Source organism: Pantoea sp. Cy-639 (assembly GCF_011752525.1).
Lineage (GTDB): Bacteria > Pseudomonadota > Gammaproteobacteria > Pseudomonadales > Pseudomonadaceae > Aquipseudomonas.
On record NZ_VWXI01000016.1, the window covers coordinates 18,542 to 43,158 of the forward strand.

Consider the following 24,617-nt stretch of genomic DNA (forward strand, 5'->3'; position numbering starts at 1 on the left):
GAAATCCCCCCTCATGAACGCCCACTGGCCAACAGCCCCCCATCCTGCTCCGGCAACGGCCGTGTCAACAGCACGCCAACCAGCACGGCAAATCCCAGCGCCGCCCATCCGGCCGTCTGCAGCAGCGCCTCGAAACCGCCAATGAAAGCCTGTCGCGCCAGTGGCGAAACAACCTCGCGCAACCCCGGCTCGACCAGCGCCAGCGCCGCCTGCAAATCCCCCGCCGCCACCCGCGTGGCCATGTCGCCGACCCGGTCCAGCGCCTGTGGCGCCAACCCGGCCATGCCTTCGCGCAGCAGTTCGCCAGTGCGCGTGGCGAGGATGCCACCAAACACGCCGATGGCCAGAACAATGGCCGAGAAGCGCGTGGTGGTGCTCAAGCCTGAGGCCATGCCGGTACGCGTGCGTGGCACGCAGGCCATGATGTTCTTCTGCGTGTCGCCGTTGAGCAGTCCGGCGCCGGCGCCAAGCACCAGGCTGGCCAGGGCGAAGTGGCCGTAACCACCCTGCCCCAGCGCCCAGGCACACGCCAGGTTGCCCAGGCCGACCAGCAGCAGGCCCAGGGCGAACAGCGACGCCGGCGCCAGCCGTGTCGCCAGGCGCAGCCCCAGGCGTGGGCTGAGCAGCATCGCCAGGGCGAATGGCAGCATCCCTGCGCCTGCCGCCAGCGCCGAAAACTGCAGGCCGTTCTGCAGGTACAGCGGCAACAGGGTCATCATCGCCTGCGCACAGGCGGCGTAGGCGAACATCCCCAGCAAGGCTCCGATGAAGCGTCCGCTGCGCATCAGGGCGAGGTCGATCATCGGTCGCTCCTGGCTGCGCTCGACCATCACGAACAGGCCGAACAGAAAACCGGCAATCACCAGCCGGCCCAAGGTCGGCGCGCTGTCCCAGCCGACGCGGTTGGCATCGATCAACGCCCAGATCAGGTAGCCCAGGCTGCCGGCGAAGGTCAGGCTGCCCAGCGGATCGAGCCGGGCGGCGGCGCTGTCGCGGGACTCCTCGATGCTGCGCAGTACCATCAGCGCCAGCACGGCCACCAGTGGCAGGTTGATGTAGAAGATCCAGCGCCAGCCGAGCGTGCTGGCGATCAGGCCGCCAAGCAGTGGGGCGAAGGTGATGGTCGCGCCCATGCAGGCGCCCCAGAATGCCCAGGCCCGCAAACGTTCCTGTGGCTCATGGAAGCGATGGCCAATGGCGGCCAGCGCGGCGGTCAGCAGCAAGGCCGCGCCCACACCCTTGGCCGCGCGGGCGAGGTCGAGCAGCAGCAGGCTCGGCGCGGCGCCACAGGCCAGCGAGGCGAGGCCGAACAACGCCAGCCCGAGCAGCAGCAGGCGCCGCCGGCCGAAGCGGTCGGCCAGGCTGCCGGCGGGCAGCAGGCAGGCGGCGAAGGCCAGCAGGTAGGCGCTGACCACCCATTCGATATCGGCGAACGAACCGGACAGGTCACGGGCGATGCTCGGTAGGCTGACGGCGACGATATTGGTGTCGAGGATGATCAGGGCGCAGACGGCCGAGGCCGTGAACAGGGTGAAGCGCGCCGACGGTTGGCTGGGCATGGCAAGGCTCCGGCTGCGGCGGGTCATCGCACTTTGCGCAGCGACGCCAGCCTTGTAGTGTTGTCGTCACCATAACGCCGCCGGACGTCGGGCTTGTTAGCTGCCACGTCTCGCGTCATTAGCCCCTGGCTAACGAGGCCCCATGGAGATCCGTCACTTTCGCTACTTCCTCGGCGTCGCCCGCCACGGTCACTTCACCCGTGCCGCCGAACAGTTGGGCATCGCCCCGGCGACGCTCAGCCGGCAGATCCAGGACATGGAAAAAGAACTGGGGGTGCTGCTGTTCCAGCGCAGCCAGCGCGCAGTGCGCCTGACGGCGGCGGGCGAGGCGCTGCGTGTCGAGGCCGAACAGGCGGTGCGCCAGTTCGATGCGGCGCAACTGGGCGCGCAGCGCGCCGCACGGGGAGAGAGCGGGCGTATCGAGTTGGGCTACGTCGCTTCCGCCGCCTACTCCGGCACCTTGCAGCAGCAGGTGAGCCGGTTCGCCCAGGCACACCCCGGCGTGCGCCTGAACATCCGCGAGGCCCCCATGGTCGAGTTGCCGGCCTTGGTCCGCGATGGTCTGCTGGACCTGGCCTATGTGCGCTCACCGATGGAGCTGCCGGACGGACTCGAAGCCATCCCCTTGCAGGAAGAAGGCTTCGTCCTGGCGCTGCCGACCGCCTCGCGCCTGAATGAGCTCCGGCAGATCCCGGCGGCGCGCCTGGCTGAACACACCTTCATCCTGCCCGAGCAGATTTCCGGCACGCTCGAAGTCGCGGCCCAGGGCGGCTTCACGCCGCGCCTGGGCCCGCAGCCTGGCAGCCTGGTGGCGGTGATCACCCTGGTGTCGCTGGGCCAGGGCGTGGCGGTGGTGCCGGAGTCGGTGGTGCAGCGGATCAACCTGCCTCAGGTCCGTTATCGGGCCCTCGACGACTGTCGGGCCAGCTCCTGGTTGAGCCTGCTGCACCGGCGCTTCGAGAAAGCACCCGCCGTGCTGCGCTATATCGAGGGGGTTCGCCAGGATGCGCGCTAGCAGTACACCCTTGCTCTGGCTTGCCTTGTTCAGCACTGCCACCCTGGCGGCTCCCCAGGCGCTGCACCTGGGCCAGGCCCGGACTTATTCATTCCTCGCCTACGCCAATACCGGCCTGCGCCAGCAACACACTGCCGAGCGCGCCGTGGTGATCGTGCATGGTGTGCGCCGCAATGCCGAAGACTATTACCGCAGTGGCGAGCAGTTGCTGGCCAATGCCGGGCTCACCGCGCAGGACACCTTGCTGATCGCCCCCAACTTCCTGACCCACGACGATCCACAAGCCACCGCCGACATGCCGTTGTGGCCCAGGAATCGCTGGATGCAGGGCAGCGAGTCGAGCGCTGGCCGCTCGGGTATCGCCGCCTTCGCCGTGCTCGATGACCTGCTGGCCTACCTCGCCGACCGCAACCGCTTCCCGCACCTCAAGGAGGTCGTGCTGATCGGTCACTCGGCCGGTGCCCAGCTCGTGCAGCGTTATGCCGTGCTGACCCGGGGCGTTGCTGAGCTGCCGGTGCGCTACGTGATCTCCAGCCCGTCCTCGTACCTGTACCTGGATGCCAACCGGCCGACGCAGGCCGGCTTTGCGCCGCTGCCGGACAGTCGCTGCCCAGGCTACAACCACTACCGCTATGGCCTGGAGCAGCCGCCCGTCTACCTGGCCAGCCAAGGCCTGGATGCCCGGCAGTTGTTTCGGCGCTATGCGGCGCGCGAGGTGACCTACCTGGTCGGCGAACGCGACACCCACGCCGATAGCCGGATCATGGACCACAGCTGTGGTGCCGAGGCGCAGGGGCGTGATCGGCTCGAGCGCCAGCTCGGCTACCTGCGCTACGAGGGTTTCCTGTCACAAGCCTGGAATGTCGATATCGCGCACGCGCAATTCGTGGTGCCCGGCGTCGGGCACAATGCCGAGCATCTGCTCGCCAGCCCGGAGGTGGCCCGAGCGCTGTTCCCGGGCCGGCGCTAGTGTCAGCTATCCAGGGCGTAGAACTCCTGGAGCTTGGCCTGCAGCAGGGCCTTGTCCGGAAGGTGGGTCTGGTACTCGGCGATCAATGCCGGTGAAAGGCTGCGGTTCAGGGCGTACGCTTGGCCGACCGGCCTGCTCAAGTGTTGCAAAACGAAAAGGGGCGCCACCGGCGCCCCTGTGTCACATCAGCCCAGCGAACGCGCCGGCACGCTGCGCCCATGCCCACGACTGGTGACGATGCCCAGGAACGAGATCACGATCGCCAGGCTCAGAGTGGCGGTCACCTCGGCGCGGTGCTCCTCGGTGAACATCATCACCGCCAGGGCCCCGCCAATGAACAGGATCACCACCCAGGTCAGGTAGGGGAACAGCCACATGCGGAACTTCAGGTTGGCGTTCTCGCGCTCCAGCCGGGCCCGCATGCGCAACTGCGAAATGGCGATCACCAGGTACACCAGCAAGGCGATGGCGCCGGAACTGGCGAGCAGGAACTCGAACACGCCCTTGGGTGCGAAGTAGTTGAGGATGGCGATGGCGGCGCCGATTAGGGTGCTGCCGAACACCGCCGCGCGCGGCACGCCGACTTTCGAGGTGTGCTTGAGCAGGGCCGGGGCATCACCGCGCTTGGCCAGCGAATACATCATCCGCGACGCGATGTAGATCGACGAGTTCATGCAACTGGTCACCGCGATCAGCACCACGAAGTCGACCATCAATGCGGCGTTGGGCACCTGCATGATTTCCAGCGCCCGCTGGTAGGAGCCCACCACCGCCAGTTGCGGATCGTTCCACGGCACCACCGAGATGATCACGAAGATCGACAGGATGTAGAAAGTGCTGATGCGCCAGATCACCGAACGGGTGGCCTTGGCGATGTTGCGCGACGGATCGCTGGACTCGGAGGCGGCGATGGTCACCGCCTCGGTGCCGATGAAGCTGAACATCACGGTGATGAACGCGCCGATCACCGCCGACCAGCCCTTGGGCGCGAAGCCACCATGCTCGCTCATCAGCGTGCTCAGGCCGCTGGCCTTGTGCTCGGGCAGCCAGCCCATCAATGCAGCAACGCCCAAGCCGATGAAGCCGAGGATCGCGGTGACCTTGAGGATGGCGAACCAGAACTCGAACTCACCGTACTTGGCCACGCTGAACAGGTTGGTGCAGGCCAGCAGCAGCACCGAGGCCAGGGCGAAGATCCAGCTGTCGACCTGCGGGAACCAGGCGTTGAGCACATGCCCGGCGGCGAGCGCCTCGATGGGAATCACCAGGACCCAGAACCACCAGTACAACCAGCCGATGGTGTAGCCGGCCCAACGGCCGATGGCCTGGTCGGCATAGGTCGAAAACGAGCCGGTGTCGGGATGGGCCACGGCCATTTCACCGAGCATGCGCATCACCAGCACCACCAGGGTGCCGGCTACGAAATAGGAGAGGATGGTGGCCGGTCCGGCCGCCGCGATGGCGTGCCCGGAACCTACGAAAAGACCGGCGCCGATGATGCCGGCGATCGACAACATCGTCACGTGACGCGGCTTGAATCCTTGAGCAAGGTTGCCATCAGTTCCCACGGTGTTCATTGATCTTGTTCTCTTTTTGCTGACACAAGGAAGGGACGGGCAGGCGTAGGCGAAAACGGTCTCCTCGACAAAGGGCGGAGTACGTTGCGCACGCTCTGTTATCAGCCTTCTCACGCGTCTCGGGCAACGCACCAGGGGATGCGGGCTTCACTTTAAGCCGGGCGCGGCGTCAACAAAATGCTCGGGAACGCCAGGTAGCTGTTCGATCGCGACACCCCATGCCAATCCGCGCCAATCCAGCCGCCCAACCTGCCTGATTGCGTCATTCGCGGTCACGCAGGTGGTCCCAGTAGAAGTTCACCACCGCGAAGACCACGATCACGCTGACGATCATCAGGCCGATCTGCAGGTTGCTCATTGGGAATCTCCGGTTGAAACGATGATCATCCTCGGCATCACCACGCCAGCCCCCGGCGCTTCTGCTCCAGGCGGCGGATGAACTCTTCCAGTACCTGGGTATAGAGCCCCTCGTGCAGGCAGGCATCCTCGATGCCGGCGTCGAGGTTGGGGTTGTCGTTGACCTCGATCACCACCACCCGCTCGCCCAGTTGCTTGAGGTCGACGCCATACAGACCGTCGCCGATCAGGTTGGCGGCCTTGACCGCCAGTTCCACCACTGCGCGCGGTACCTGGTCCACGTCCAGGGTCCGGCACTCGCCGTTGACCTCGCCGCACTGGGCCTGGTGGTTGAAGATCTGCCAGTGGCCCTTGCTCATGAAGTACTGGCAGGCGAACACCGGCTTGCGGTTGAGCACACCGATGCGCCAGTCGTATTCGGTGTAGAGGTATTCCTGGGCCAGCAGCAGCACGGAATGCTCGAACAACTCGCTGCTCGCGGCGAGGAGCTGGGCCTGGTCCCGAACCTTGATCACCCCGCGCGAGAAGCAGCCGTCGGGGATTTTCAGCACCAGTGGAAAACCCAGGCGCTCGCCGATGCCTTCGAGGGCCTGCGGGTTGTCGCGGTAGAGGATCTCGCTGGCCGGCATGGCCAGCCGATGACTGCGCAGCAGGTCGGTCAGGTAGACCTTGTTGGTACAGCGCAGGATCGACGCCGGATCGTCCAGCACCACCAGCCCTTCGCGCTCGGCCTTCTTGGCGAAACGGTAGGTGTGGTTGTCGACACGGGTGGTTTCGCGGATCAGCAAGGCATCGTACTCGGCCAGGCGGGCATAGTCCTTCCTGCCGATCAGCTCGACATCGATGCCCAGGCGCTGGCCGGCGCGGATGAACTGCGCCAGGGCGCCGGGATTGGAAGGTGGCAAGGCTTCGTCGGGGTCATGCAGGATCGCCAGGTCGTAGCGCGCCACGCGGCGCGAGCGCGGCTGGCGCCAGAGGCGGCGGCTGAAGCCGTCGAGGGCATTGGCGAACGCGTCCTGCTGGTCCTCGCGCAGCTTGTGCAGGGCACCGGCCTTGACCCCGGCAATGTGCCAGGTGCTGGCCTTGCGAAACTCCACCAGCAGGATCGGGCAGGGAAACGCCTCGAACAACTGGCGGGCGATGTCCTGCAATGGCTCGAAGTCGGTACGGCCGAAATACAAGGACAAGGTGAAGCCTTCGGTATCGCCATAGGGATGCCTGGCCAGGGCCTGTTCCAGGCGTGCCGTGACATCGTCCAGGGCCAGGCCGTACAACGACTTGCTGGTCAGTTCGCTGATACTTTTTATTGACGGGATTACCTGGTGCCCACGCGCCTCGGCCAAGAGCGAACAATAATAACCATGGCCAAGATACTTATGATTGCGGCACAGGTTAATTACCTGAACACGCTGCCCGCCCTTAACTTCCCGTGATTGTTCGAGGTACTCCCTGGCCGTGATCACATCTTCGCTCGGCAGGTATGAGGCCCAGTCATCACGGCGTTCGACGATAATTACCAACTGGCTTGACTTATGCTCACCGGCCAGCGGATAACTGTGTTTGCCGGCAGCAGAACTTGAACTTTCCTGTGCCAGCCCTGGTAACGGTTGTTGAAACGAAGACATGGACTGAGGCCCTGTGTTGGGTACACGTGGTTTCTATTAAGCATGATGTTTTGCAAATGTCCCGTTTCATTACGCAACTTTTACGGTGGCGCCATGAGCCTTGAATTTCGCCCGGCAACACGACTCGACCTGCCTGCCCTGCTGGCACTGGAACACCAGAGCTTCGCCTCGGACCACCTGACCCCGCGCAGCCTGCGCTGGATGCTCGCCTACGCCAATGCCAGCCTGCTGTTGGCCGAGCGCGACGGACAAACGCTGGGCTATGCCCTGTTGCTGTTTCATCGCGGCACGTCGCTGGCACGGCTTTACTCCATCGCCGTCGCCACGCAGGCCCGCGGAGAAGGCCTCGGCGCGCAATTGCTGGCCCGCGCCGAAGACTGCGCCCGTGAGCACGACTGCGCCTACCTGCGCCTGGAGGTGCGCCACGACAATCCACGCGCCATCGCCCTGTACGAAGGCCACGGTTACCGTCGCTTCGCCCAGGTCGACGATTACTACGAAGACCACGCCAGTGCCCTGCGCTATGAAAAGCGCATCCTCCCCTACCCGCTCGGCGACACCCGCCCGGTGCCTTACTACGCCCAGACCACCGACTTCACCTGCGGGCCGGCCTGCCTGCTAATGGCCATGGCCGCCCTGGCGCCGACACGCACACCGTCGCGCCGCGAGGAGCTGCGCCTGTGGCGCGAGGCGACCACCGTGTTCATGACGTCCGGGCACGGCGGCTGCAGCCCTCATGGCCTGGCACTGGCAGCCTGGCGGCGCGGTTTTGGCGTACGCCTGCACCTCAACAGCGAAGGCCCGCTGTTCCTCGATGGCGTGCGTCAGGCGGACAAGAAGGAGGTCATGCGCCTGGTCCACGAGGACTTCTGCGAGCAACTGCAAGGCAGCAGCGTCGAGCTGACCCGCCAGCCACTCGACCTGCCACGCCTGCTCGCCGAAGGTGGCCTGGCGCTGGTGCTGATCAGCAACTACCGGCTGACCGGCAGCAAGGCGCCGCACTGGGTGCTGGTCACTGGCTGCGACGAGCAGTTCGTCTACCTGCACGATCCGGACCCCGACCATGGCCGCCATCGCTGGCCGCTGGACTGTCAGCACCTGCCGGTCAGCCACGCCGGGTTCCAGCGCATGAGCCTGTTTGGCGGGCGCCGCCTGCGAGCGGCCGTGGTGCTGCAGGGCGCGGTACAGAGGCCGTCGACGCAGCACAATTGATTACAACTGTTCATGCCCGCGCTGGCTAAGGTTGCCGCTTCACCCAAGGGGAATCCACACCATGCCACTGATCCTCGGCGACCCTGCCCTCGAACGGGTCGAAGACTACCGTGACGACCCGCACCTGCGTGGCGAGCTTAACGCCCTCACCCGGCAGACCTATGGCTTCGACTTCGAGGACTGGTACCGCGCCGGGTTCTGGCTGGACGACAATCAACCCTGCTCGCTGGTACGCGGTGGCAGGATGCTCGCCAACGCCTCGGCCAACCGGCTCGACTTCAGCCTCGACGGCCAACGCCTGAGCGCCGTGCAGATCGGTACGGTGATGACCGCGCCCGAGGCCCGCGGCCGGGGCTACAGCCGTCACCTGATGGACTGGCTGGTGACGCGCTGGGCCGGCCAGTGCGACCTGCTGTTCCTGTTCGCCAACGACACGGTCCTGGACCTCTACCCCAGGTTCGGTTTTCGCCGGGTGCTCGAACACGAGCACTACCGGCCCTGGTCGGCAGCACCGCGCCCCAGCACCTTCCAACCGGTGGATCTGGCCGACGACACGCAGCGCCAACGCTTCATGGCGGCGGTCGAGCGCAGTCGCCCACAAGCGCGGCTGAGCCTGGTGCCGAACGTGGCATTGACGATGTTCTACTGCGACGGCCCATTCAGGGACGCCTTGTTCCACTCCCCCGCGCATGATGCCTACGTGGTGGTGGAGCATGAGGGCGAGCGGATGCTGTTGAGCGAGGTGTTCTGCACACGGGACGTGGCGTTGATCGACATCGCCAGCGAACTGGCGAGGCCCGGGACCCGGGAACTGGTACTGGGCTTCACCCCCGTACACGGCGCAGGGTTCGCCACACGGGAGCTGGACAACGGTGATGCGCTGTTCGTCTGGGGCGCCGCGCCGACAGGCCTGGAGACCCCAGCACTGATGTTCCCGCTGCTCTCGCATACCTGACGGCTGCGCCGGCTCCCACAGCGCCAGGGCTTGCCTGGCGCCCTGGCCTGGTTCCTCACGACCTCTGCGCCGCCCTCACCAGTTCAGGCAGATCTTGCCGAAGTGCCGGTTGCTCTCCTGGTAGCGGAACGCCTCGACGATCTGCTCCAGCTCGAAATGCTTGTCCACCACCGGACGCAGCCCATTGGCATCGATCGCCCGGACCATCGCCTGCTGCTGCGCGCGACTGCCCACCAGCACGCCCTGCAGGCGGATCTGCCGCACCAGCGCCTGGACCAGCGGCAACTGCCCGGCGACCCCGGTGAGGATGCCGATCAGCGACACATGCCCGCCAATGCGCGCGGCCACCATCGACTGCTCCAGGGTAGCCGGGCCACCGACCTCGATCACGTGGTCCACGCCACGGCCATCGGTGAGCGCACGCACCTTCTCGCCCCAGGCCGGCGTGGTCTTGTAGTTGATCAGGTGATCCGCGCCCAGCGCCTTGAGACGTTCCAGCTTGGCGTCGCTGGACGAGGTGGCGATCACCGTGGCGCCCGCCAGCTTGGCGAACTGCAGGGCGAAGATCGACACCCCACCGGTGCCTTGCACCAGCACGCTGTCGCCCGGCTTGAGGTGGTCATCGCCCATCAGCGCACGCCAGGCGGTGAGGCCGGCCGTGGTCAGGGTCGCCGCCTCGGCGTGGCTGTAGCCCTTGGGCGCGAGGGTGAACGAGGTGGCGCGGGCAGTCACCTGCCCGCGCGCATAACCATCGAGGCCATCGCCTGGCACACTGGCGAAACCCTCGACCAGAGGCTGGCCGTCGAGCCAGTCGGGGAAGAAGGTGCTGACCACCGCGTCACCGACCTGGAACTCGCTGACCCCGGCACCGACCGCGATTACTTCGCCAGCACCATCGGCCATGGGAATGCGTCGCTCGCTCGGCCCCCACATGCCACTGACCACGGCGAAGTCGTGGTAGTTGAGGGAACTGGCGTGCAGGCGCACGGTGATCTCGCCGGCGCCAGGCGCGGCAACCTCGCAGGTACCGAGCTCGACCTTGTCGTAGCCGCCGCCAGGTTGGACGAAGATGGCCTTGGTGCTCATGGGGATGGGTCTCCAGCTCGAGGGAAAGGGTGGAATGCAGCTTAGTCAATCGCGCAGCAGGCCCGCCCCTTGTTGGGATCGGGCTTGCCCCGCGCGTGAAGCATCAACCGAGCATGGCCTGCAGCGCCCGGCAGTCCGCGGCATGCCAATCGGCCAGTTGCGGCCACGGGTTGTCCGGCAGGTTCACCAGCACGGTGCGCGTGCCGGCGGCGCGTCCGCAATCGAGGTCGAAGCGGTAGTCGCCGACCATCACCATCTCCTGCGGCGCTACCTGCCAGGCCCGGGCGATCTGCAACAGACCATCCGGGTCAGGCTTGGGCCGAGCCTCGTCGCGCCCAAGGATCTGCTCGACCGGGAAGCAGTCGGCCAGGCCGATGGCCTGCAGCGTGACATGGGCCAGTTCCCGGGCATTACGGGTGAGGATCGCCAGGCGGCAACCGCGCGCGGCGAGCTCGCGCACCAGCGCCACCGCGCCCTCGGCGGCCTTCGAGGCGATCGCCAGGTCGCGCTCGTGCTCCAGCAGCCAGGCATGCTTGGCCGCTGCCTCAGCCGCCGGCAACGCCGCCAGGTGGGTAAGGATGTCGTGCTCGACGGGAATTTCCAGCGCCTCGCGAATCGCCGCGAAATCATGCACGGCGACGGTCAGGGTGCCGTCCATGTCGAACACCCAGTGACGGATCGCTGCCAGGCTCATGCCCAGTCCTTGCGCTGGCGGATCAGCCCTTCCTGGGTCGAGGACGCCACCAGCTGGCCGGCGCGGTTGAAGATGCTGCCACGGGAGAAGCCGCGGGCGTTGCCGGCCCAGGGGCTGTCCATGGCGTACAGCAGCCAGTCATCGGCGCGCAGGTCGCGATGGAACCACAGCGAATGGTCGAGGCTGGCGATCTGCATGTCCTTCTGCCACACCGACTTGCCATGGGGCAGCAGCGAGGTGGTCAGCAGGCCGAAGTCCGAGGCGTAGGCCAGCAGGTACTTGTGCAGCGCGGGAATGTCCGGAAGGTTGCCGTCGGCGCGGAACCAGGCGTACTTCACCGGATCGCCCGGCTTGGGGTTGAACGGGTCGCGCTCGGTGACCGGACGGATCTCGATCGGCTTGGCGCACAGCATCTTGTCGCGAATGCGCTCGGGCAGCTTGTCGGCCATGACCCGCGCCAGCTCGACTTCGCTGGCCAGGTTCTCCGGGCCGACCACCTCGGGCATCTGTGCCTGGTGCTCGAAGCCTTCCTCGTCGTACTGGAACGACGCGCTGCAGGTGAAGATCGGCTGCCCCTTCTGGATCGCAGTGACCCGACGGGTGCTGAAGCTGCCACCGTCGCGCACGCGGTCCACCGAATACACCACCGGCATGCTGGCATCGCCCGGACGCAGGAAATAGCCATGCAGCGAATGCACATGGCGGGCGTCCTCGACCGTCTGGCTGGCCGCCGACAGCGACTGGCCCAGTACCTGGCCACCGTACAGCTGGCGGAAGCCCAAGTCCTGGCTGCGTCCACGGAACAGGTTCTCCTCGATCGACTCGAGGCTCAGCAGGTCGACCAGATCGTCGAGTACGTGGCTCATGGGGGGGGTCTCCTGGCAAGGCATCACGGCGCGGTTATCTCGGAAAATAATACAAGGTTTGTCATTCGCTCCGTCGATGCCTGCTCATTCAGCCGCGCAATGTTTCCTGCCAGCGCGCCCGGTCGATCCGATACAGCACATGGGGCCGCAAGGGATGGTCGACGGGGAGGCGGGGGTGTTCGAAGCTGCCGTCCAGGTCCTGGCGCATGCCAATGGCTTGCATGACCTTCTGCGACGGCAGGTTGCCCTCGGTAGTGAACGATACCACTTCATCCAGTTGCAATTGGGCGAAAGCACAACGCAGGCAGGTCCACGCGGCCTCGCTGGCGAAGCCCAGCCCCCAGTGCCGCCGCGCCAGGCGCCAGCCGATCTCCACCGCCGGGCCGAACGGCGCATCGAAGTTGACGTTGAGCAGGCCGGTCATGCCGATGAAAGCACCGCTGTCCTTGCGCTCCAGGGCCCACAGGCCAAAACCGTATTCGTTGAAGTGGCCGCGGATCCGGCCGATCAGCGCGGCGGCCTCCAGCCGCGTCAGCGGTGCCGGAAAGTAGCGCATCACCTGGGGGTCGGCGCACAACGCGGCGAACTCGCGCAGGTCGTCGTCCTGCCATTGGCGCAGCACCAGGCGGGCGCTTTCCAGTTCAAGGGTGGGGGTCATGGGCGGCTCCGGAATCGCGGTTTCGCAGTGTACAGCTTAGGTGCCCGAAAGACGTTCACCCAAACGGGTGGATGAACCGGGATGATTTTTTCACATTGCCTTCACCCTGCTCCGACAGCCCCCTTCGCAGAATGCCGGCAAATACAGCGGCCACACGTCGACGCCGCGCTGCCAATGGAGCGACAGATGCATTCCAGCAACACTCTGGACACCACGGCCACCCGGTCCCGCCTCAAGCGCCGTCCCTCGCGCAAGGTGCTCGGCGCCGCCCTAGGCCTGATCATGGCCCTGGCCGGAGTGGGCACCTGGCTAGCGACGAGGAATCACATCGTGAACCTTGGTAACGAGCAGCAACTGAGCGAAAGCGGCCTGCTGCAAGACTGGAAGGAAGGCGCGGTGATCGTCATGATCCGCCATGCCGAACGCTGCGACAGCGCCCCAGGCCCCTGCCTGGACGACTCGACCGGCATCACCGTCTCCGGCAGCGAGGCCGCCACCCGTGTCGGCCAGGGCCTGCGCCAGCTGGGCCTGGCCGACGCCGACCTGCTGACCAGCCCGAAGCTGCGCACCCGCCAGACCGCGCACTTCATCCTCGGCCAGCCGGTGGCCAGCGAGCCTTGGCTGGAAAGCTGCGACCGCCAGTTCTCCGCCGAGGCCCTGGCACGCAAGCGCCCGGGCCACAACCTGGTGCTGGTCACCCACAACGGCTGCATCGACCACTTCGCCCGCGACCAGCATGTGCCTGGCGGCGAGCGCGAGAGCGGCTATGCCAGCGCGTTGTTCGTCTCGGTGGATGGCAACGGCAAGGCGCGGATCCTCGGACGCATGAACGAGCCGGACTGGCAGCGGGTGCTGGCGTCCACCAGCCGCTGACCCTGTAGGCTCTGCAGGCGCCAGCGTTGCTGGCGCCTGCACGTTTCGATTGGATTGGCCTGGACATCGACAATGCTGGCAAGATCGACGCTCGCCCTCACCGCGCCGATACCATGCCCCTGCCGCTGATCTACCACGACGACTACAGCCCAGAATTCCCCGCGGACCATCGCTTCCCGATGGACAAGTTCCGTCTCCTGCGCGATCACCTGGTCGACAGCGGCCTGACCACCGACGCCGCCTTGCTGCGCCCGCAGATCTGCCCCAACGACATCCTCGCCCTGGCCCACGACCGTGGCTACATCGAGCGCTACATGAACGGCGAGCTCTCCCGCGAGGACCAGCGCCGCCTGGGCCTGCCCTGGAGCGAGGCCCTGGCCAGGCGCACGGTGCGCGCCGTAGGCGGCTCGCTGCTGTGCGCCGAGCAGGCCCTGCAGCACGGCATCGCCTGCCACCTGGCCGGTGGCACCCATCACGCCCATTACGACCACCCTGCCGGCTTCTGCATCTTCAACGACCTGGCGGTGATCAGCCATTACCTGCTGGAAGCCGGCCGGGTGCAGCGGGTGTTGATCTTCGATTGCGACGTGCACCAGGGCGACGGCACCGCGCGCATTCTCCACGACACCCCCGAGGCGGTCACCGTGTCGCTGCATTGCGAGCAGAACTTCCCGGCGCGCAAGGCCCAGAGCGACTGGGACATCCCCCTGCCCCGCGGCATGGACGACAGCGCCTACCTCAAGGTGGTGGAAGACGCCCTCAACTACCTGCTGCCGCTGTACCAGCCGGACCTGGTGCTGTACGACGCCGGCGTCGACGTGCACCAGGACGATGCCCTGGGCTACCTGCGGCTCACCGACGCCGGCCTGGCCGCGCGTGACGAACATGTGTTGCGCCAGTGCCTGGGCCGCGACATCCCGGTGATGGGGGTGATCGGCGGCGGCTACAGCAAGGACCGCCAGGCCCTGGCCCGGCGCCATGGCATCCTCCATCACAGCGCGGCGCGGGTCATGGGTTGTTCACAATGACTGTGGAGCCGCCTGTGGATAACCTGCGGGAAAGCGGCTCCAGCCCTTTAATTTCCTGACCTGCAGAGCATTGATCATTTTTCGAGCAGTGCCTGTGCGGTGCTCGCTGAGGTAGAATGCGCGCTCTTTTCCACAGCCTGCCGCCACCATGAATGATCCTCGCCCCAGCTCCCGCCCCCTTGTCGCCGTGATCGGCGGCGGCCCCGCCGGCCTGATGGCCGCCGAGGCCCTGAGTCGACGCGGCATGACGGTGCAGGTGTTCGACGCCATGCCCTCGGTGGGCCGCAAGTTCCTGCTGGCCGGGGTTGGCGGCATGAACATCACCCATTCCGAGCCCTACCCGGCGTTCGTCGGTCGCTACGCCGAACGCCAGGGCGAGATCGACGCGCTGCTGCGCGGCTTCGATGCCGACGCCCTGCGCCAGTGGATACACGACCTGGGCATCGAGACCTTCGTCGGCACCTCGGGCCGGGTGTTCCCCCGCGACATGAAGGCTGCGCCGCTGCTACGCGCCTGGCTCAAGCGCCTGCGCGACGCCGGGGTGGTTATCCACACCCGCCATCGCTGGCTCGGCTGGCACGCCGATGGCGCCTTGCGGATCGCTTATCCACAGGGTGAGTTGCAGTTGCACGCCGATGCCGTGGTGCTGGCCCTGGGTGGCGGCAGTTGGGCGCGGCTCGGGTCGGACGGCAGTTGGATACCGCTGCTGGCCGAGCGGGGTGTGGATATCTCGCCGTTGCAAGCGAGCAACTGCGGCTTCGAGGGGCCGGGCTGGAGCGACCTGCTCAAGGACAAGTTCGCCGGCGCGCCGCTGAAGAACATCGCCCTGGCGATGCCCGGCGTGACGCCGCGCAAGGGCGAGTTCATCCTCACCGCCCAAGGCGTGGAAGGCAGCCTGGTGTATGCCTGGTCTGGCGCAGTGCGCGAAGCGATCAACCGCGACGGTCAGGCCACGCTGCTGCTCGACCTGTTGCCGGACCGACCTGTGGATAAAATCGCCCAGGCATTGGCCAAGCCGCGTGGCTCGCGGTCAATGGCCAAGCACTTGCAGGGGCAACTGGGCATCGACGGGGTGAAGGCCGCGCTGCTGCGCGAACTGACCGACCAGGCGAGCTTTGCCGACCCGCTGCGCCTGGCGGCGGCGATCAAGGCACTGCCGATCGTGCTGGTACGCCCGCGCCCACTGGACGAGGCGATCAGCAGTGCCGGCGGCGTGCGTTTCGAAGGGCTGGACGAAGGGTTGATGCTGCCCGGGTTGCCCGGGGTGTTCTGCGCCGGCGAGATGCTGGACTGGGAAGCGCCAACCGGGGGATACCTGCTGACGGCATGTTTTGCCAGTGGTCTGCGGGCGGGGAATGCGGCGGCGGATTGGCTGATGCGCTCGGCCTGATGCCACATTCGCCGGCAAGGCCGGCGCCTACACGGAACACCATCTCCTGTAGGAGCCGGCCTTGCCGGCGAACCGCCTCACGGCTTGCGCTTGCGCGCCTTGCCAGCGAAGCTCGGTACCTTGCGCACAGCCTTCACCGCAGGCTCCGCAGTGCCCGGCTCGGCACTGTCCATCCAACGCCCCAGGCCACGCTTGGCGCTGTTCTCCTTGGGCTTCTTGGGTTTCTTCGGCTTCTTCACCACCTGCCCGCTGGCATCGGTCATCGGCACCCGGTGATCGGGGATGAAGTCCGGCTCTTCATGGCGCGGCAAGGTCTGGCGGATCAGGGTCTCGATCGACGCCAGCAACTGCACCTCGTCCGCGCACACCAGCGAGATCGCCTCGCCCTTGTTGCCGGCACGACCCGTGCGACCAATGCGGTGCACGTAGTCCTCGGCGACGATCGGCAGGTCGAGGTTGACCACCAGCGGCAGGTCGTCGATGTCCAGGCCGCGGGCCGCCACATCGGTGGCCACCAGCACCTGCACCTCACGGGCCTTGAAACTGTCCAGCGCACGCTGGCGGGTCGCCTGCGGCCGGTCACCATGGATACCGTCGGCGTTGACGCCCTCGGCCAGCAGACGCTCGACCAGTTGGTCCACGCCGTTGCGGGTCTTGGCGAACACCAGCACCTGCTTCCAGCGCTGCTTGCGCAACAGGTGGCAGAACAGGTCGGCCTTGCGCTTCTTGTCCACCGGCACCAGCCACTGCTTGACCGTGCTGGCAGCGGCGTTGCGCGGGCTGACCTCGATGCTCAACGGATCGTTCAGCGCCAGCCCCGCGAGCATGCGGATCTGGTCGGAGAAGGTGGCCGAGAACAGCAGCGTCTGGCGTTTGCGCGGCAAGGCGGCGTACACCGACTGCAGTTCTTCGGCAAAACCCAGGTCGAGCATGCGGTCGGCTTCGTCGAGCACCAGGGTCTGCACCTGGCCGAACTTGATGGCGTTCTGCCGGAACAGGTCGAGCAGGCGGCCCGGGGTGGCCACCAGCAGGTCGACGCCACGGCGCAGGCGCATCATCTGCGGGTTGATGCTGACCCCGCCATACACCGCGTAGGTCGACAGCGGCAGGTCCTCGGCGTACTCGCGCACATTGGCGTGGACCTGCTCGGCCAGCTCGCGGGTCGGCACCAGCACCAGCGCACGCACCGAGTTGGCGGCGACCTTCTCGCCTTCCAGGGCCAGGCGTTGCAGCACCGGGAGGGCGAAGCCGGCGGTCTTGCCGGTGCCGGTCTGGGCGGCGGCCATCAGGTCGCGGCCGGCGAGCACGGCGGGAATGGCCTTGGCCTGGACCGGGGTGGGCGTGGTGTAGTCGAGCTTCTGCAGGGTGCGCAGCAGCGGTTCGATCAGGCCGAGTTTGGCGAAATTCATGGCAATACCGTCAGGGGGTTCAGCGAAGGCCGCCAGTTTACCCCAGCACCACGACCACCACACGCCCCGCAGGCCGGCCCGCCATTACTTGCACAGCTCTTCCTTCAGCCCTGCCGGCTGTTGCGGCGCCTTGCGCCATTGCGGCAAGCCGATCAGCACCACGGCGCCGATGATCACGGCCATGGCCACGCACTCCTCGGCGCCGATCTGCTCGCCGGCGAAGACGATCCCCAGCAGCACCGCCACTGCCGGATTGACGTAGGCATAGCTGGTGGCCGCCGCCGGGCGCACGTGCTTGAGCAGGTACATGTACGAGCTGAAGGCCAGGATCGAACCGAACAGCACCAGGTAGGCCAGCGCGCCCCACCCCGCCGCCGTCGGCATCTGGGTCAGGCGCTCACCGCTGACGGCACTGCCGATCAGCAGCGCCGCGCCGCCCACCAGCATCTCGGCGGCACTGGCCATGGCGCCCTGGGGCAGCGGCAGGCTCTTGCTCCACACCGAACCGAACGCCCAGGCCGCCGCGGCGAACAGGATCAGCGCCGCGCCCATCGGGCTGGCCTGCAGGTTGGAGCCGAGGTTGAGCAGGCCGATGCCAGCCAGTCCGAGGAAGATCCCCGCCCATTCCAGGCGTGAGTTGCGGTGCCCGAACAGCAAGCCGAACACCAGGGTGAACAACGGCACGGTGGCCACCGCCAGTGCCGCCACGCCCGATGCGACGCCGGCGTGCTCGGCCAGGGTCACCCCGCCATTGCCACAGCTGAGCAGCAGGAAGCCGATCGCCCCCGCCGCGCGCCATTGCGGCCAGGTCGGTGCCGGCGCCCCCCGCCAGCGCAGAAAACCGTAAAGCAGACTGCCGGCGATGACGAAGCGCACGCCGGCCATCAGCATCGGCGGCCAGGATTCGACGCCAATACGGATGAACAGGTAGGTCGAGCCCCAGACCAGGTACAGGGCGAGGAAGGCTCCGATGAGCAACAACGGGAAGCGGCGGGTGGCTGACATGGCGAGTGGCTCGAAATCCGTTTGCGGGTGGCTTAGTTTAGAAAGGCTTCCTGGCAAACTTAAGTTACAAAACACGTTTAAAACACCACAACACTTTGCAATGCATGGTTATGCGCGGGCTTTACCGTCGATTGCAAAGCCTGCAGGAAACGACATGGGCAAATACGATCGCATGCTCCTCGCTGCCCTGCTGGAAAACGGCCGGGCGCCTGGCCAGGCATGGCAACCAGCAGGCCTACGATGCGCTGACGAAAATCCCCGAGCCAGCCGAATGCCACCGGGTCACGGGGGACCCGTGCGTGATCATGCAGGCGGCGGTGGAGCGGCGCGTGCCGCTGGGGCATCTGGACAGCAAGTCGACACGATCAGCGTAGGGGCCTCTGCAAGGCTGGCTCCTACATGTGCGAAGGCGACGTGTCAGCGCAGCAGCAGCTTGCCCTCGATCGGCACATAGCGACTGGCCGCGCGGATCACCGACAGCGCCGTCAGCCCGGGCACGCCGTACACCACGGTTTCCACGCCATGGCGCTGCATCGCCCGCTCCAGCAACAGGTCGAAGTCACCATCGCCGGAGGCCAGCACCACCTGATCGACCCGCGCTGCCGCCTCGATCACATCCAGGGTGATGCCCACATCCCAGTCGCCCTTGGCCGAGCCATCGGCACGCTGGATGAAGGGTTTGAGGCGCACCTGGAAACCCAGGTTGCGCAGGATCTGCTGGAACTGTTGCTGCTTGCTGTCGCCGCGGTCGATGGCATAGGCCACCGCCTCGACGATCTGCCCCTCGCGACTGACTTCGGCCCATAGCGCGGAATAGTCGAAATGGCAGCCGTGGCCCTGGCGAACCGTGTAGTAGAGGTTCTGCACATCGGCGAACAGGGCGATCTTCTTCACCTGGAGACTCTCTCTGGCAGTGGCAAACAATCGCGGGGCAAGCTCGCCCCCACACAGCCGTGGGAGCGGGCTTGCCCCGCGATCAGGTCCCGCAGTATGCCAGACCCCTCAGACGTAGTCGTCGTCCGAGAAGAAGCCACCGTCGTCGTTGCTGTAGTCGGTGTCGGTGAAACTGCCCTGGTCGTTGCCCCAGTTGCTGTTGTCGGCCACCTGGCGCTGGTTGTCCTGGTCGTTCCAGCCACCTGAGTCGCTGGCTGGCGCCGGCTCCTCCTTGATCACCTCGACAATCTCGTCAGGCTGCGAGTGATGACTGAACAGGCTGCTGATGCCCTGCGCCAGCAGCACGCCACCGGCCACACCTGCGGCGGTCTGCATCGCGCCGCCGAGGAAACTGCTGGCCCCGCTGCGGGCCGGCGCCGGCGCCGCGCCGAAACCTGCCTGCGGCTGTGGTGGTGGCGGTGCATAGGCCTGGGGCGCCGGCTCACGCCAGCCGCCCGCGCTGCTCGGTGGCGCGACCGAACGCTGGGGTTCCGGCGCCGGGCTGCGCGCACCGCCACCGAAAATGCTGGAAAGGAAACCGCCGCCACCAGTGCTGCTGGAGCGCACCGCCTCGAGTTGCGCGCGGGCCTGGCGCAGCTCTTCCTCGAGCTGCTTGTTCTGCTCGTCGAGGCGCTTGATCGCCGCTTCCTGCACCAGGATCGCCTGGGCCATGTAGTAAGGCGCCGCCGGTTGCCGGCGCAGGTGCTCCTCAATGCAGGCCACGGCCTGGGCATCCCGCGGCTGGCCGGCCTGTTCGGCTTGCTGGATGCGGCCGAACAGGCCGTCGATCAGGGTTTGTTCTTCAGTGTTCATCGGGGCTACCTCGTGCGGTAAGCAGGACATCGGACACCTGCAAAGATGGGGTGGCGCAGGCCCCGATTCAATCGCTGGCGCCATGAAACTTTTTTCAGCAAAGGACTGCTCTAGGCTACAGTTACGCCCTGCTTTTTCTGCCATGCGATGTTGACCGATGAATCCGCTGAGCGTTCTGCGCGACTCCCTGTACTTCTTCCGCCGCCACCTGGCGAACATCCTCCAGCTGTGCCTGCCGCTGGTGGTGCTCGAGGCCCTGTGCACCCAACTGCTGGACCGGCAACTGGGCGAGCAGGCCTCGCCAGCCTACGGCATGCTGGTCAGCCTGCTGTTCTATCCGCTGTACAGCGCGGCGCTGATCCTCTACCTGGATACCCGCAGCCAGGGCCAGGCGGTCGCCAAGCGCGACCTGTTCGCCCGTGCCCTGCAACTGTGGCCATCGCTGGCCCTGCTGATCGTGATCAGCTCGCTGCTGATCATGGCGGGCCTGGCGCTGTTCATCTTCCCGGGCGTGTGGATCATGGTGAACCTGGTGTTCGCCGAGTACCTGCTGGTACTGCGCGGGCTGCCGGTGATCGAGGCGATGCGCACCAGCGCGCGCATGACCACCGGCCACTTCCTGCGCATCATGGTCTGCATGCTCTCGGTGCTGGCGCCGTTGTGGCTGATCGACGGCCTGCTGCTGAGCGTGTTCCCCGACCCGCAACCTGGCGTGCAGCTGGCGCTGGACAGCCTCAGCGGCTTCCTGCAGCTGTTCAGCACAGTGGTGCTGTATCGCCTGTTCATGTTGCTCGACGGTGAAACCAGCGCCTGACTGGCCGCCCGACGAACGGCTCGGTATGCTGGCGCGACACGCACCGACAAGCTGAGCCGATGATCCGACTACTGCGCCACGTCCTGCTGTTCCTGCTCCTGTTGCTGGCCGCCTTGTGGCTGCTGGCCAATCACCTGGGCTGGCAACCCGCGCCGCGCGAGACGCTGCCGATTGCCTGTGCTGGCGCCCCCGCGCCGCTGGCACCCGGCCAGTCGCTGACGGTCATGACCTGGAACGTGCAGTACCTGGCCGGCAAGCGCTACGTGTTCTGGTACGACCAGGGCCAGGGCGACGACACCCGGCCCAGCGCCGAAGACCTGGCCTTCAACCTCGACGAAGTGGCCCGGGTGATCCGCGCCGAGCAGCCGGATATCGTCCTGCTGCAAGAACTCGACAACAACGCCAAGGCGACCGACTACCAGGATCAGCTGGCCCTGCTCCGGGAGCGTCTGGCCGATCTGTATCCGTGCACGGTGCAAACCTACGACTGGAAGGCCGACTTCGTGCCCGACTGGCATATCCTCGGCAGCGCCGGCCGCACCCTGGCGACCCTCAGTCGCTATCCCATCGACAAGGCCGAGCGCCTGCAGTTGCCCAACGCCGCCGACGGTCCCCTGGCCCGCCTGCGTGAAGCGCAGCCGGCCCTGCTGGTCAGTTACCTGCCGCTCAGCGACGGTAGCCGGTTGGCCGTTCTCAACACCCGACTCTCGCCCTACCACCCCGGCAGCAACCTGCAACGACGCCAGGTGCGCCATGTGGTCAAAGTGCTCGATCGCCTGGAGAGCCAGGGCACGCCGTGGGTGATCGGCGGCGACTTCAACCTGTTGCCCCTGGGCCAGTACCGTCGCCTGCCACCGGCCCTGCGCGGCAACTATCCGGCCGACAGCGACCTGCACCTGCTCTGGGACAAATACCCGATGATCCCCAGCAATGCCGAGGCCGGCGGTGCCGACCGTGCCGACTGGCTGACCCACTTCCCCAACGACCCGGGCGCCAGCGGCCCGGACCGGGCCCTCGACTACCTGCTGCACAGCCCGCGCCTGTTGCGTCAGCAGGCGCAGGTACTGCAGGACGATACCTTGCAGATCTCCGACCACCTGCCGCTGACGGCGCGCCTGCGACTGCCGCCACCGCCCTGATCAGGTGCCCCGTGGCTTGGCCCGGGCGGTGGCCTCGGCCACCAGTGGATCATCCGGCCAGTAGTGCTTGGGATAGCGCCCTTTGAGGTCCTTCTTCACCTCGGCATAGGTGGTGCGCCAGAAGTTGGCCAGGTCCTGGGTCACCTGCACCGGACGGCGTGCCGGCGACAGCAGGTGCAGCTTGACCTGCTGGCGACCGTTGCCGATGCGTGGCGTGTCGGCCAGGCCGAACAGCTCCTGCAGGCGCACCGCAAGGATCGGCGGCTGCTCGCTGTAGTCCAGGCGGATGCTCGAGCCGGAGGGCACGGACAGGTGCGAAGGCGCCAGCTCGTCCAGGCGCTGCGGCAAGGGCCAGGGCAACAGGTTGCGCAGGATCGACGGCAGGTCCAGGGCGGCGAAATGGCTCAGCCGCGACACCTTGCCCAGGTACGGTTGCAGCCAGTCTTCCAGCGAGGCCAGCAACGCGTCGTCACCCAGGTCGGGCCATTCGCTCTGGCCCCCTTGCGCCAGGTCGAGCTGGCGCAGCAGGGCGACCCGGGCCTGCCACTGGCGCAGTTCCGGGGTCCAGCTCAGCAGGTTCAGGCCCTTGCGCCGGACCAGGCCGATCAGCGCCCGGGCGCGGGCCTCGTCGTCCAGCCCCGGTAACGGCTCGCGACCGAGCACCAGCTCGCCGACCTTGCGCTGGCGTTCGGCGCGCAGCACCTGCTCGCGCTCGTCCCAGTCGAGCAGGTCGAGGGTTTCCACCTGCTCGGCCAGGACTGTCTCGAACAGCGCCGGGTCGAAGTCGGTGGCCAGGTAGATCCGCTCCTCGCGCTGTCCTTGGCGGCTGCCCAGGTCGGCGATCACCAGCCAGGGAAACTTCATCAAGGCGTCGGCTTCGGCGAACAGCGCTGCGCGGCCGTTGGCCAGCCGGTATTCGGCTCCCCCTTCGCGACGCTGCTGGGCGACCCGGTCGGGGTAGGCCAGCGCCAGCAAGGCTCCGAGCCAGCGCGGATGCTCAGGGTCGGCCACCGGGGCGCGTGCATTGCCGCGCAGCAAGCCACGGTACTGCCGGGCCAGTTGCCGGGCACGCTGTACCCCGCCCTGGCCAGCGCGGCCCACCTTGCTCTCGCCACTGAGCAAGGCCAGGCGGCTATGCAGGTCGGCGCCGCCACCGCGCAGGATGTCACGCTCGCCAAGCAGCGCCGCCACTTCGCAGGCCATGTCGGCCAGGCCCAACGCCTGGCCGCGCAGTAGCAGATGAGCGATACGCGGATGGGCAGGCAGCTCGGCCATCGCCTGGCCGTGCTCATTGAGGGCATCACGACTTCCGGGCCGGAAGGCACCGAGTCGGACCAGCAGGTCCCGGGCCTGGGCAAAGGCCGCGGCTGGTGGCTGGTCGAGCCAGCTCAACTGCTCCGGCGGTACGCCCCAGCGCGCCAGTTGCAAGGCCAGGCCAGCCAGGTCGGCCTGGAGGATCTCGGCACTGCCATGCGCCGCCAGTTGATCATGCTGGGCCTCGGACCACAGCCGGTAGCACACCCCCGGCTCCAGCCGCCCCGCGCGCCCGGCGCGCTGGGTCGCGCTGGCCCGGGAGATACGCTGGGTGTCGAGGCGGGTCATGCCGCTGCCCGGGTCGAAACGCGGCACCCGCGCCAGCCCGGCATCGATCACCACGCGTACGCCATCGATGGTCAGGCTGGTCTCGGCAATGTTGGTGGCCAGCACCACCTTGCGCTGCCCCTTGGGCGCCGGGTCGATGGCGGCGCGCTGGGCCGTGAGGTCGAGCTCTCCGTGCAACGGGCAGAGCAGGATGCCCGGGCGCTCGCCCAGCGCCTCCTGCAGCGCCTGGTGCACGCGGCGGATCTCCGCCTGGCCAGGCAGGAACACCAGCAGGCTGCCGGCTTCGTCCGCCAAGGCCTGCAACACGCAATCGATAACCCGCGGCTCGACGAACTCGCCGGGCTGGAACGGCCGGCCCCAGCGGATATCCACAGGGTGCATGCGCCCCTGGCTGCTGACGATCGGCGCGTCGTCGAGCAACCGCGACAAACGCTCGCCCTCCAGCGTCGCCGACATCAGCAGGATCTTCAGTGGCGGGTCGTCGCGCAGCAACGCCCGGCCATTGAGGCTCAGCGCCAGGGCCAGGTCGGCATCGAGGCTGCGCTCATGGAATTCGTCGAAGATGACCAAGCCGACACCTTCGAGCGCAGGATCGCTCTGCAGACGGCGGGCGAGGATGCCCTCGGTGACCACCTCGATGCGGGTGCCCGGCCCGACCTTGCTGTCCAGACGAATGCGATAACCAACCGTTTCACCGACCTTTTCCCCCAGCTCGCTGGCCAGGCGTTCCGCCGCCGCGCGGGCGGCCAGCCGACGCGGTTCGAGCATGAGGATGGTCTGGCCCTGCAGCCACGGCTCGTCGAGCAGGGCCAGCGGCACACGGGTGGTCTTGCCGGCGCCGGGCGGCGCCTCGAGCACGGCTTCGTCGCGGGCACCCAGGGCCAGGCGCAAATCGGACAATACGGCATCGATCGGTAATGAAATCATGGTGGTCCTCGAACAGTCGTCCGAGTATAACGGCGAACCGGGCCTGCCCTATCATGGTCTTAGACAGGGGCTCCATTCCTGCCCTCGTCACGTCTACCTTCGGAGATTCA

Annotated in this window: 22 protein-coding genes; 9 read left to right on the plus strand and 13 right to left on the minus strand. The window is 66.9% G+C overall.

The features are described 5' to 3' along the window. Positions 1–11: 11 nt before the first annotated feature. Complete coding sequence (locus tag F3J43_RS18555) at positions 12–1,559, minus strand: MFS transporter (protein ID WP_166889957.1); 1,548 nt, start codon at positions 1,557–1,559, stop codon at positions 12–14. Between the two features lie 142 nt (positions 1,560–1,701). On the opposite strand from F3J43_RS18555, the gene F3J43_RS18560 reads away from it, so the two are divergent. Together F3J43_RS18560 and F3J43_RS18565 are read left to right on the plus strand one after the other, a co-directional pair. Continuing rightward, positions 1,702–2,574, plus strand: coding sequence for a LysR family transcriptional regulator (locus tag F3J43_RS18560; protein WP_166889959.1), 873 nt, complete (start codon positions 1,702–1,704; stop codon positions 2,572–2,574). Beyond that, positions 2,564–3,544, plus strand: a complete 981-nt coding sequence (locus tag F3J43_RS18565) for an alpha/beta fold hydrolase (RefSeq protein ID WP_166889961.1) — start codon at positions 2,564–2,566, stop codon at positions 3,542–3,544. Before F3J43_RS18560 ends, F3J43_RS18565 begins: the two co-directional genes overlap by 11 nt. A 2-nt stretch (positions 3,545–3,546) precedes the next feature. On the opposite strand, the gene F3J43_RS18570 is transcribed toward F3J43_RS18565, so the two are convergent. The 3 genes from F3J43_RS18570 to F3J43_RS18580 all read right to left on the minus strand — a co-directional run bounded on the left by F3J43_RS18570 (position 3,547) and on the right by F3J43_RS18580 (position 7,103). Further along, entirely contained in the window at positions 3,547–3,684 is a 138-nt protein-coding gene (locus tag F3J43_RS18570; RefSeq protein ID WP_205297965.1) for a hypothetical protein, read from the minus strand. A 45-nt stretch (positions 3,685–3,729) separates the two neighbouring features. Beyond that, a complete protein-coding gene (locus tag F3J43_RS18575; protein WP_166889963.1) occupies positions 3,730–5,121 on the minus strand; it encodes an amino acid permease in 1,392 nt (463 codons plus the stop codon). A gap of 395 nt (positions 5,122–5,516) precedes the next feature. Continuing rightward, the gene (locus F3J43_RS18580; RefSeq protein WP_166889966.1) at positions 5,517–7,103 is read right to left on the minus strand and encodes a RimK family ATP-grasp domain-containing protein; all 1,587 of its coding nucleotides are present in this window, start codon (positions 7,101–7,103) and stop codon (positions 5,517–5,519) included. A gap of 93 nt (positions 7,104–7,196) precedes the next feature. Here F3J43_RS18580 and F3J43_RS18585 point away from each other — a divergent pair, with 93 nt between their 5' ends. Further along, positions 7,197–8,315, plus strand: a complete 1,119-nt coding sequence (locus F3J43_RS18585) for a peptidase C39 family protein (RefSeq protein WP_166889970.1) — start codon at positions 7,197–7,199, stop codon at positions 8,313–8,315. 61 nt (positions 8,316–8,376) lie between these two features. Further along, a complete protein-coding gene (locus F3J43_RS18590; RefSeq protein WP_166889975.1) occupies positions 8,377–9,270 on the plus strand; it encodes a GNAT family N-acetyltransferase in 894 nt (297 codons plus the stop codon). A gap of 75 nt (positions 9,271–9,345) precedes the next feature. On the opposite strand, the gene F3J43_RS18595 is transcribed toward F3J43_RS18590, so the two are convergent. The 4 genes from F3J43_RS18595 to F3J43_RS18610 form a co-directional block, all read right to left on the minus strand. Then, complete coding sequence (locus F3J43_RS18595; RefSeq protein WP_166889977.1) at positions 9,346–10,356, minus strand: zinc-dependent alcohol dehydrogenase family protein; 1,011 nt, start codon at positions 10,354–10,356, stop codon at positions 9,346–9,348. Between the two features lie 103 nt (positions 10,357–10,459). Beyond that, a complete protein-coding gene (locus F3J43_RS18600; RefSeq protein WP_166889980.1) occupies positions 10,460–11,050 on the minus strand; it encodes an HAD family hydrolase in 591 nt (196 codons plus the stop codon). Further along, a complete protein-coding gene (gene tesB, locus F3J43_RS18605) occupies positions 11,047–11,916 on the minus strand; it encodes an acyl-CoA thioesterase II (protein WP_166889983.1) in 870 nt (289 codons plus the stop codon). Before tesB ends, F3J43_RS18600 begins: the two co-directional genes overlap by 4 nt. A gap of 88 nt (positions 11,917–12,004) precedes the next feature. Continuing rightward, a complete protein-coding gene (locus F3J43_RS18610) occupies positions 12,005–12,574 on the minus strand; it encodes a GNAT family N-acetyltransferase (RefSeq protein ID WP_166889986.1) in 570 nt (189 codons plus the stop codon). A gap of 186 nt (positions 12,575–12,760) precedes the next feature. Between F3J43_RS18610 and pmrG the strand changes: the two genes are divergently transcribed. The 3 genes from pmrG (at position 12,761) to F3J43_RS18625 (ending at position 15,865) form a co-directional block, all read left to right on the plus strand. Beyond that, positions 12,761–13,447, plus strand: a complete 687-nt coding sequence (pmrG, locus tag F3J43_RS18615) for a lipopolysaccharide core heptose(II)-phosphate phosphatase PmrG (RefSeq protein WP_166889989.1) — start codon at positions 12,761–12,763, stop codon at positions 13,445–13,447. Positions 13,448–13,473: 26 nt separating this feature from the next. Further along, positions 13,474–14,475 (plus strand): histone deacetylase family protein, encoded by a 1,002-nt coding sequence (locus tag F3J43_RS18620; RefSeq protein WP_205297967.1) that lies wholly within the window; start codon positions 13,474–13,476, stop codon positions 14,473–14,475. Between the two features lie 148 nt (positions 14,476–14,623). Then, positions 14,624–15,865 carry a TIGR03862 family flavoprotein gene (locus tag F3J43_RS18625; protein WP_166889992.1) on the plus strand — a complete coding sequence of 414 codons (1,242 nt, stop codon included), beginning with the start codon at positions 14,624–14,626 and terminating at the stop codon, positions 15,863–15,865. A 77-nt stretch (positions 15,866–15,942) separates the two neighbouring features. Here the strand turns inward: F3J43_RS18625 and rhlE1 are convergent, their stop codons facing one another. From rhlE1 to F3J43_RS18650, 4 genes are all read right to left on the minus strand, one after another. Further along, positions 15,943–17,274 (minus strand): RNA helicase RhlE1, encoded by a 1,332-nt coding sequence (gene rhlE1 / locus F3J43_RS18630; protein WP_166889995.1) that lies wholly within the window; start codon positions 17,272–17,274, stop codon positions 15,943–15,945. A gap of 84 nt (positions 17,275–17,358) precedes the next feature. Continuing rightward, positions 17,359–18,279 (minus strand): drug/metabolite exporter YedA, encoded by a 921-nt coding sequence (yedA, locus tag F3J43_RS18635; RefSeq protein WP_166889999.1) that lies wholly within the window; start codon positions 18,277–18,279, stop codon positions 17,359–17,361. A 417-nt stretch (positions 18,280–18,696) separates the two neighbouring features. Next, the gene (locus F3J43_RS18645; protein WP_166890002.1) at positions 18,697–19,173 is read right to left on the minus strand and encodes an NYN domain-containing protein; all 477 of its coding nucleotides are present in this window, start codon (positions 19,171–19,173) and stop codon (positions 18,697–18,699) included. Between the two features lie 108 nt (positions 19,174–19,281). Then, positions 19,282–20,025: a DUF2076 domain-containing protein gene (locus F3J43_RS18650; protein WP_166890005.1), complete on the minus strand. Its 744-nt coding sequence runs from the start codon at positions 20,023–20,025 to the stop codon at positions 19,282–19,284. Positions 20,026–20,182: 157 nt separating this feature from the next. Between F3J43_RS18650 and F3J43_RS18655 the strand changes: the two genes are divergently transcribed. Both F3J43_RS18655 and F3J43_RS18660 read left to right on the plus strand, forming a co-directional pair. Further along, on the plus strand, positions 20,183–20,839 hold the full coding sequence (locus F3J43_RS18655) for a YciC family protein (protein ID WP_166890009.1): 657 nt from the start codon (positions 20,183–20,185) through the stop codon (positions 20,837–20,839). 59 nt (positions 20,840–20,898) lie between these two features. Then, positions 20,899–21,978, plus strand: coding sequence for an endonuclease/exonuclease/phosphatase family protein (locus F3J43_RS18660; protein WP_166890012.1), 1,080 nt, complete (start codon positions 20,899–20,901; stop codon positions 21,976–21,978). Here F3J43_RS18660 and hrpB read toward each other — a convergent pair whose 3' ends face one another. Beyond that, positions 21,979–24,507 carry an ATP-dependent helicase HrpB gene (gene hrpB / locus F3J43_RS18665; protein WP_166890015.1) on the minus strand — a complete coding sequence of 843 codons (2,529 nt, stop codon included), beginning with the start codon at positions 24,505–24,507 and terminating at the stop codon, positions 21,979–21,981. Positions 24,508–24,617 lie beyond the last annotated feature (110 nt).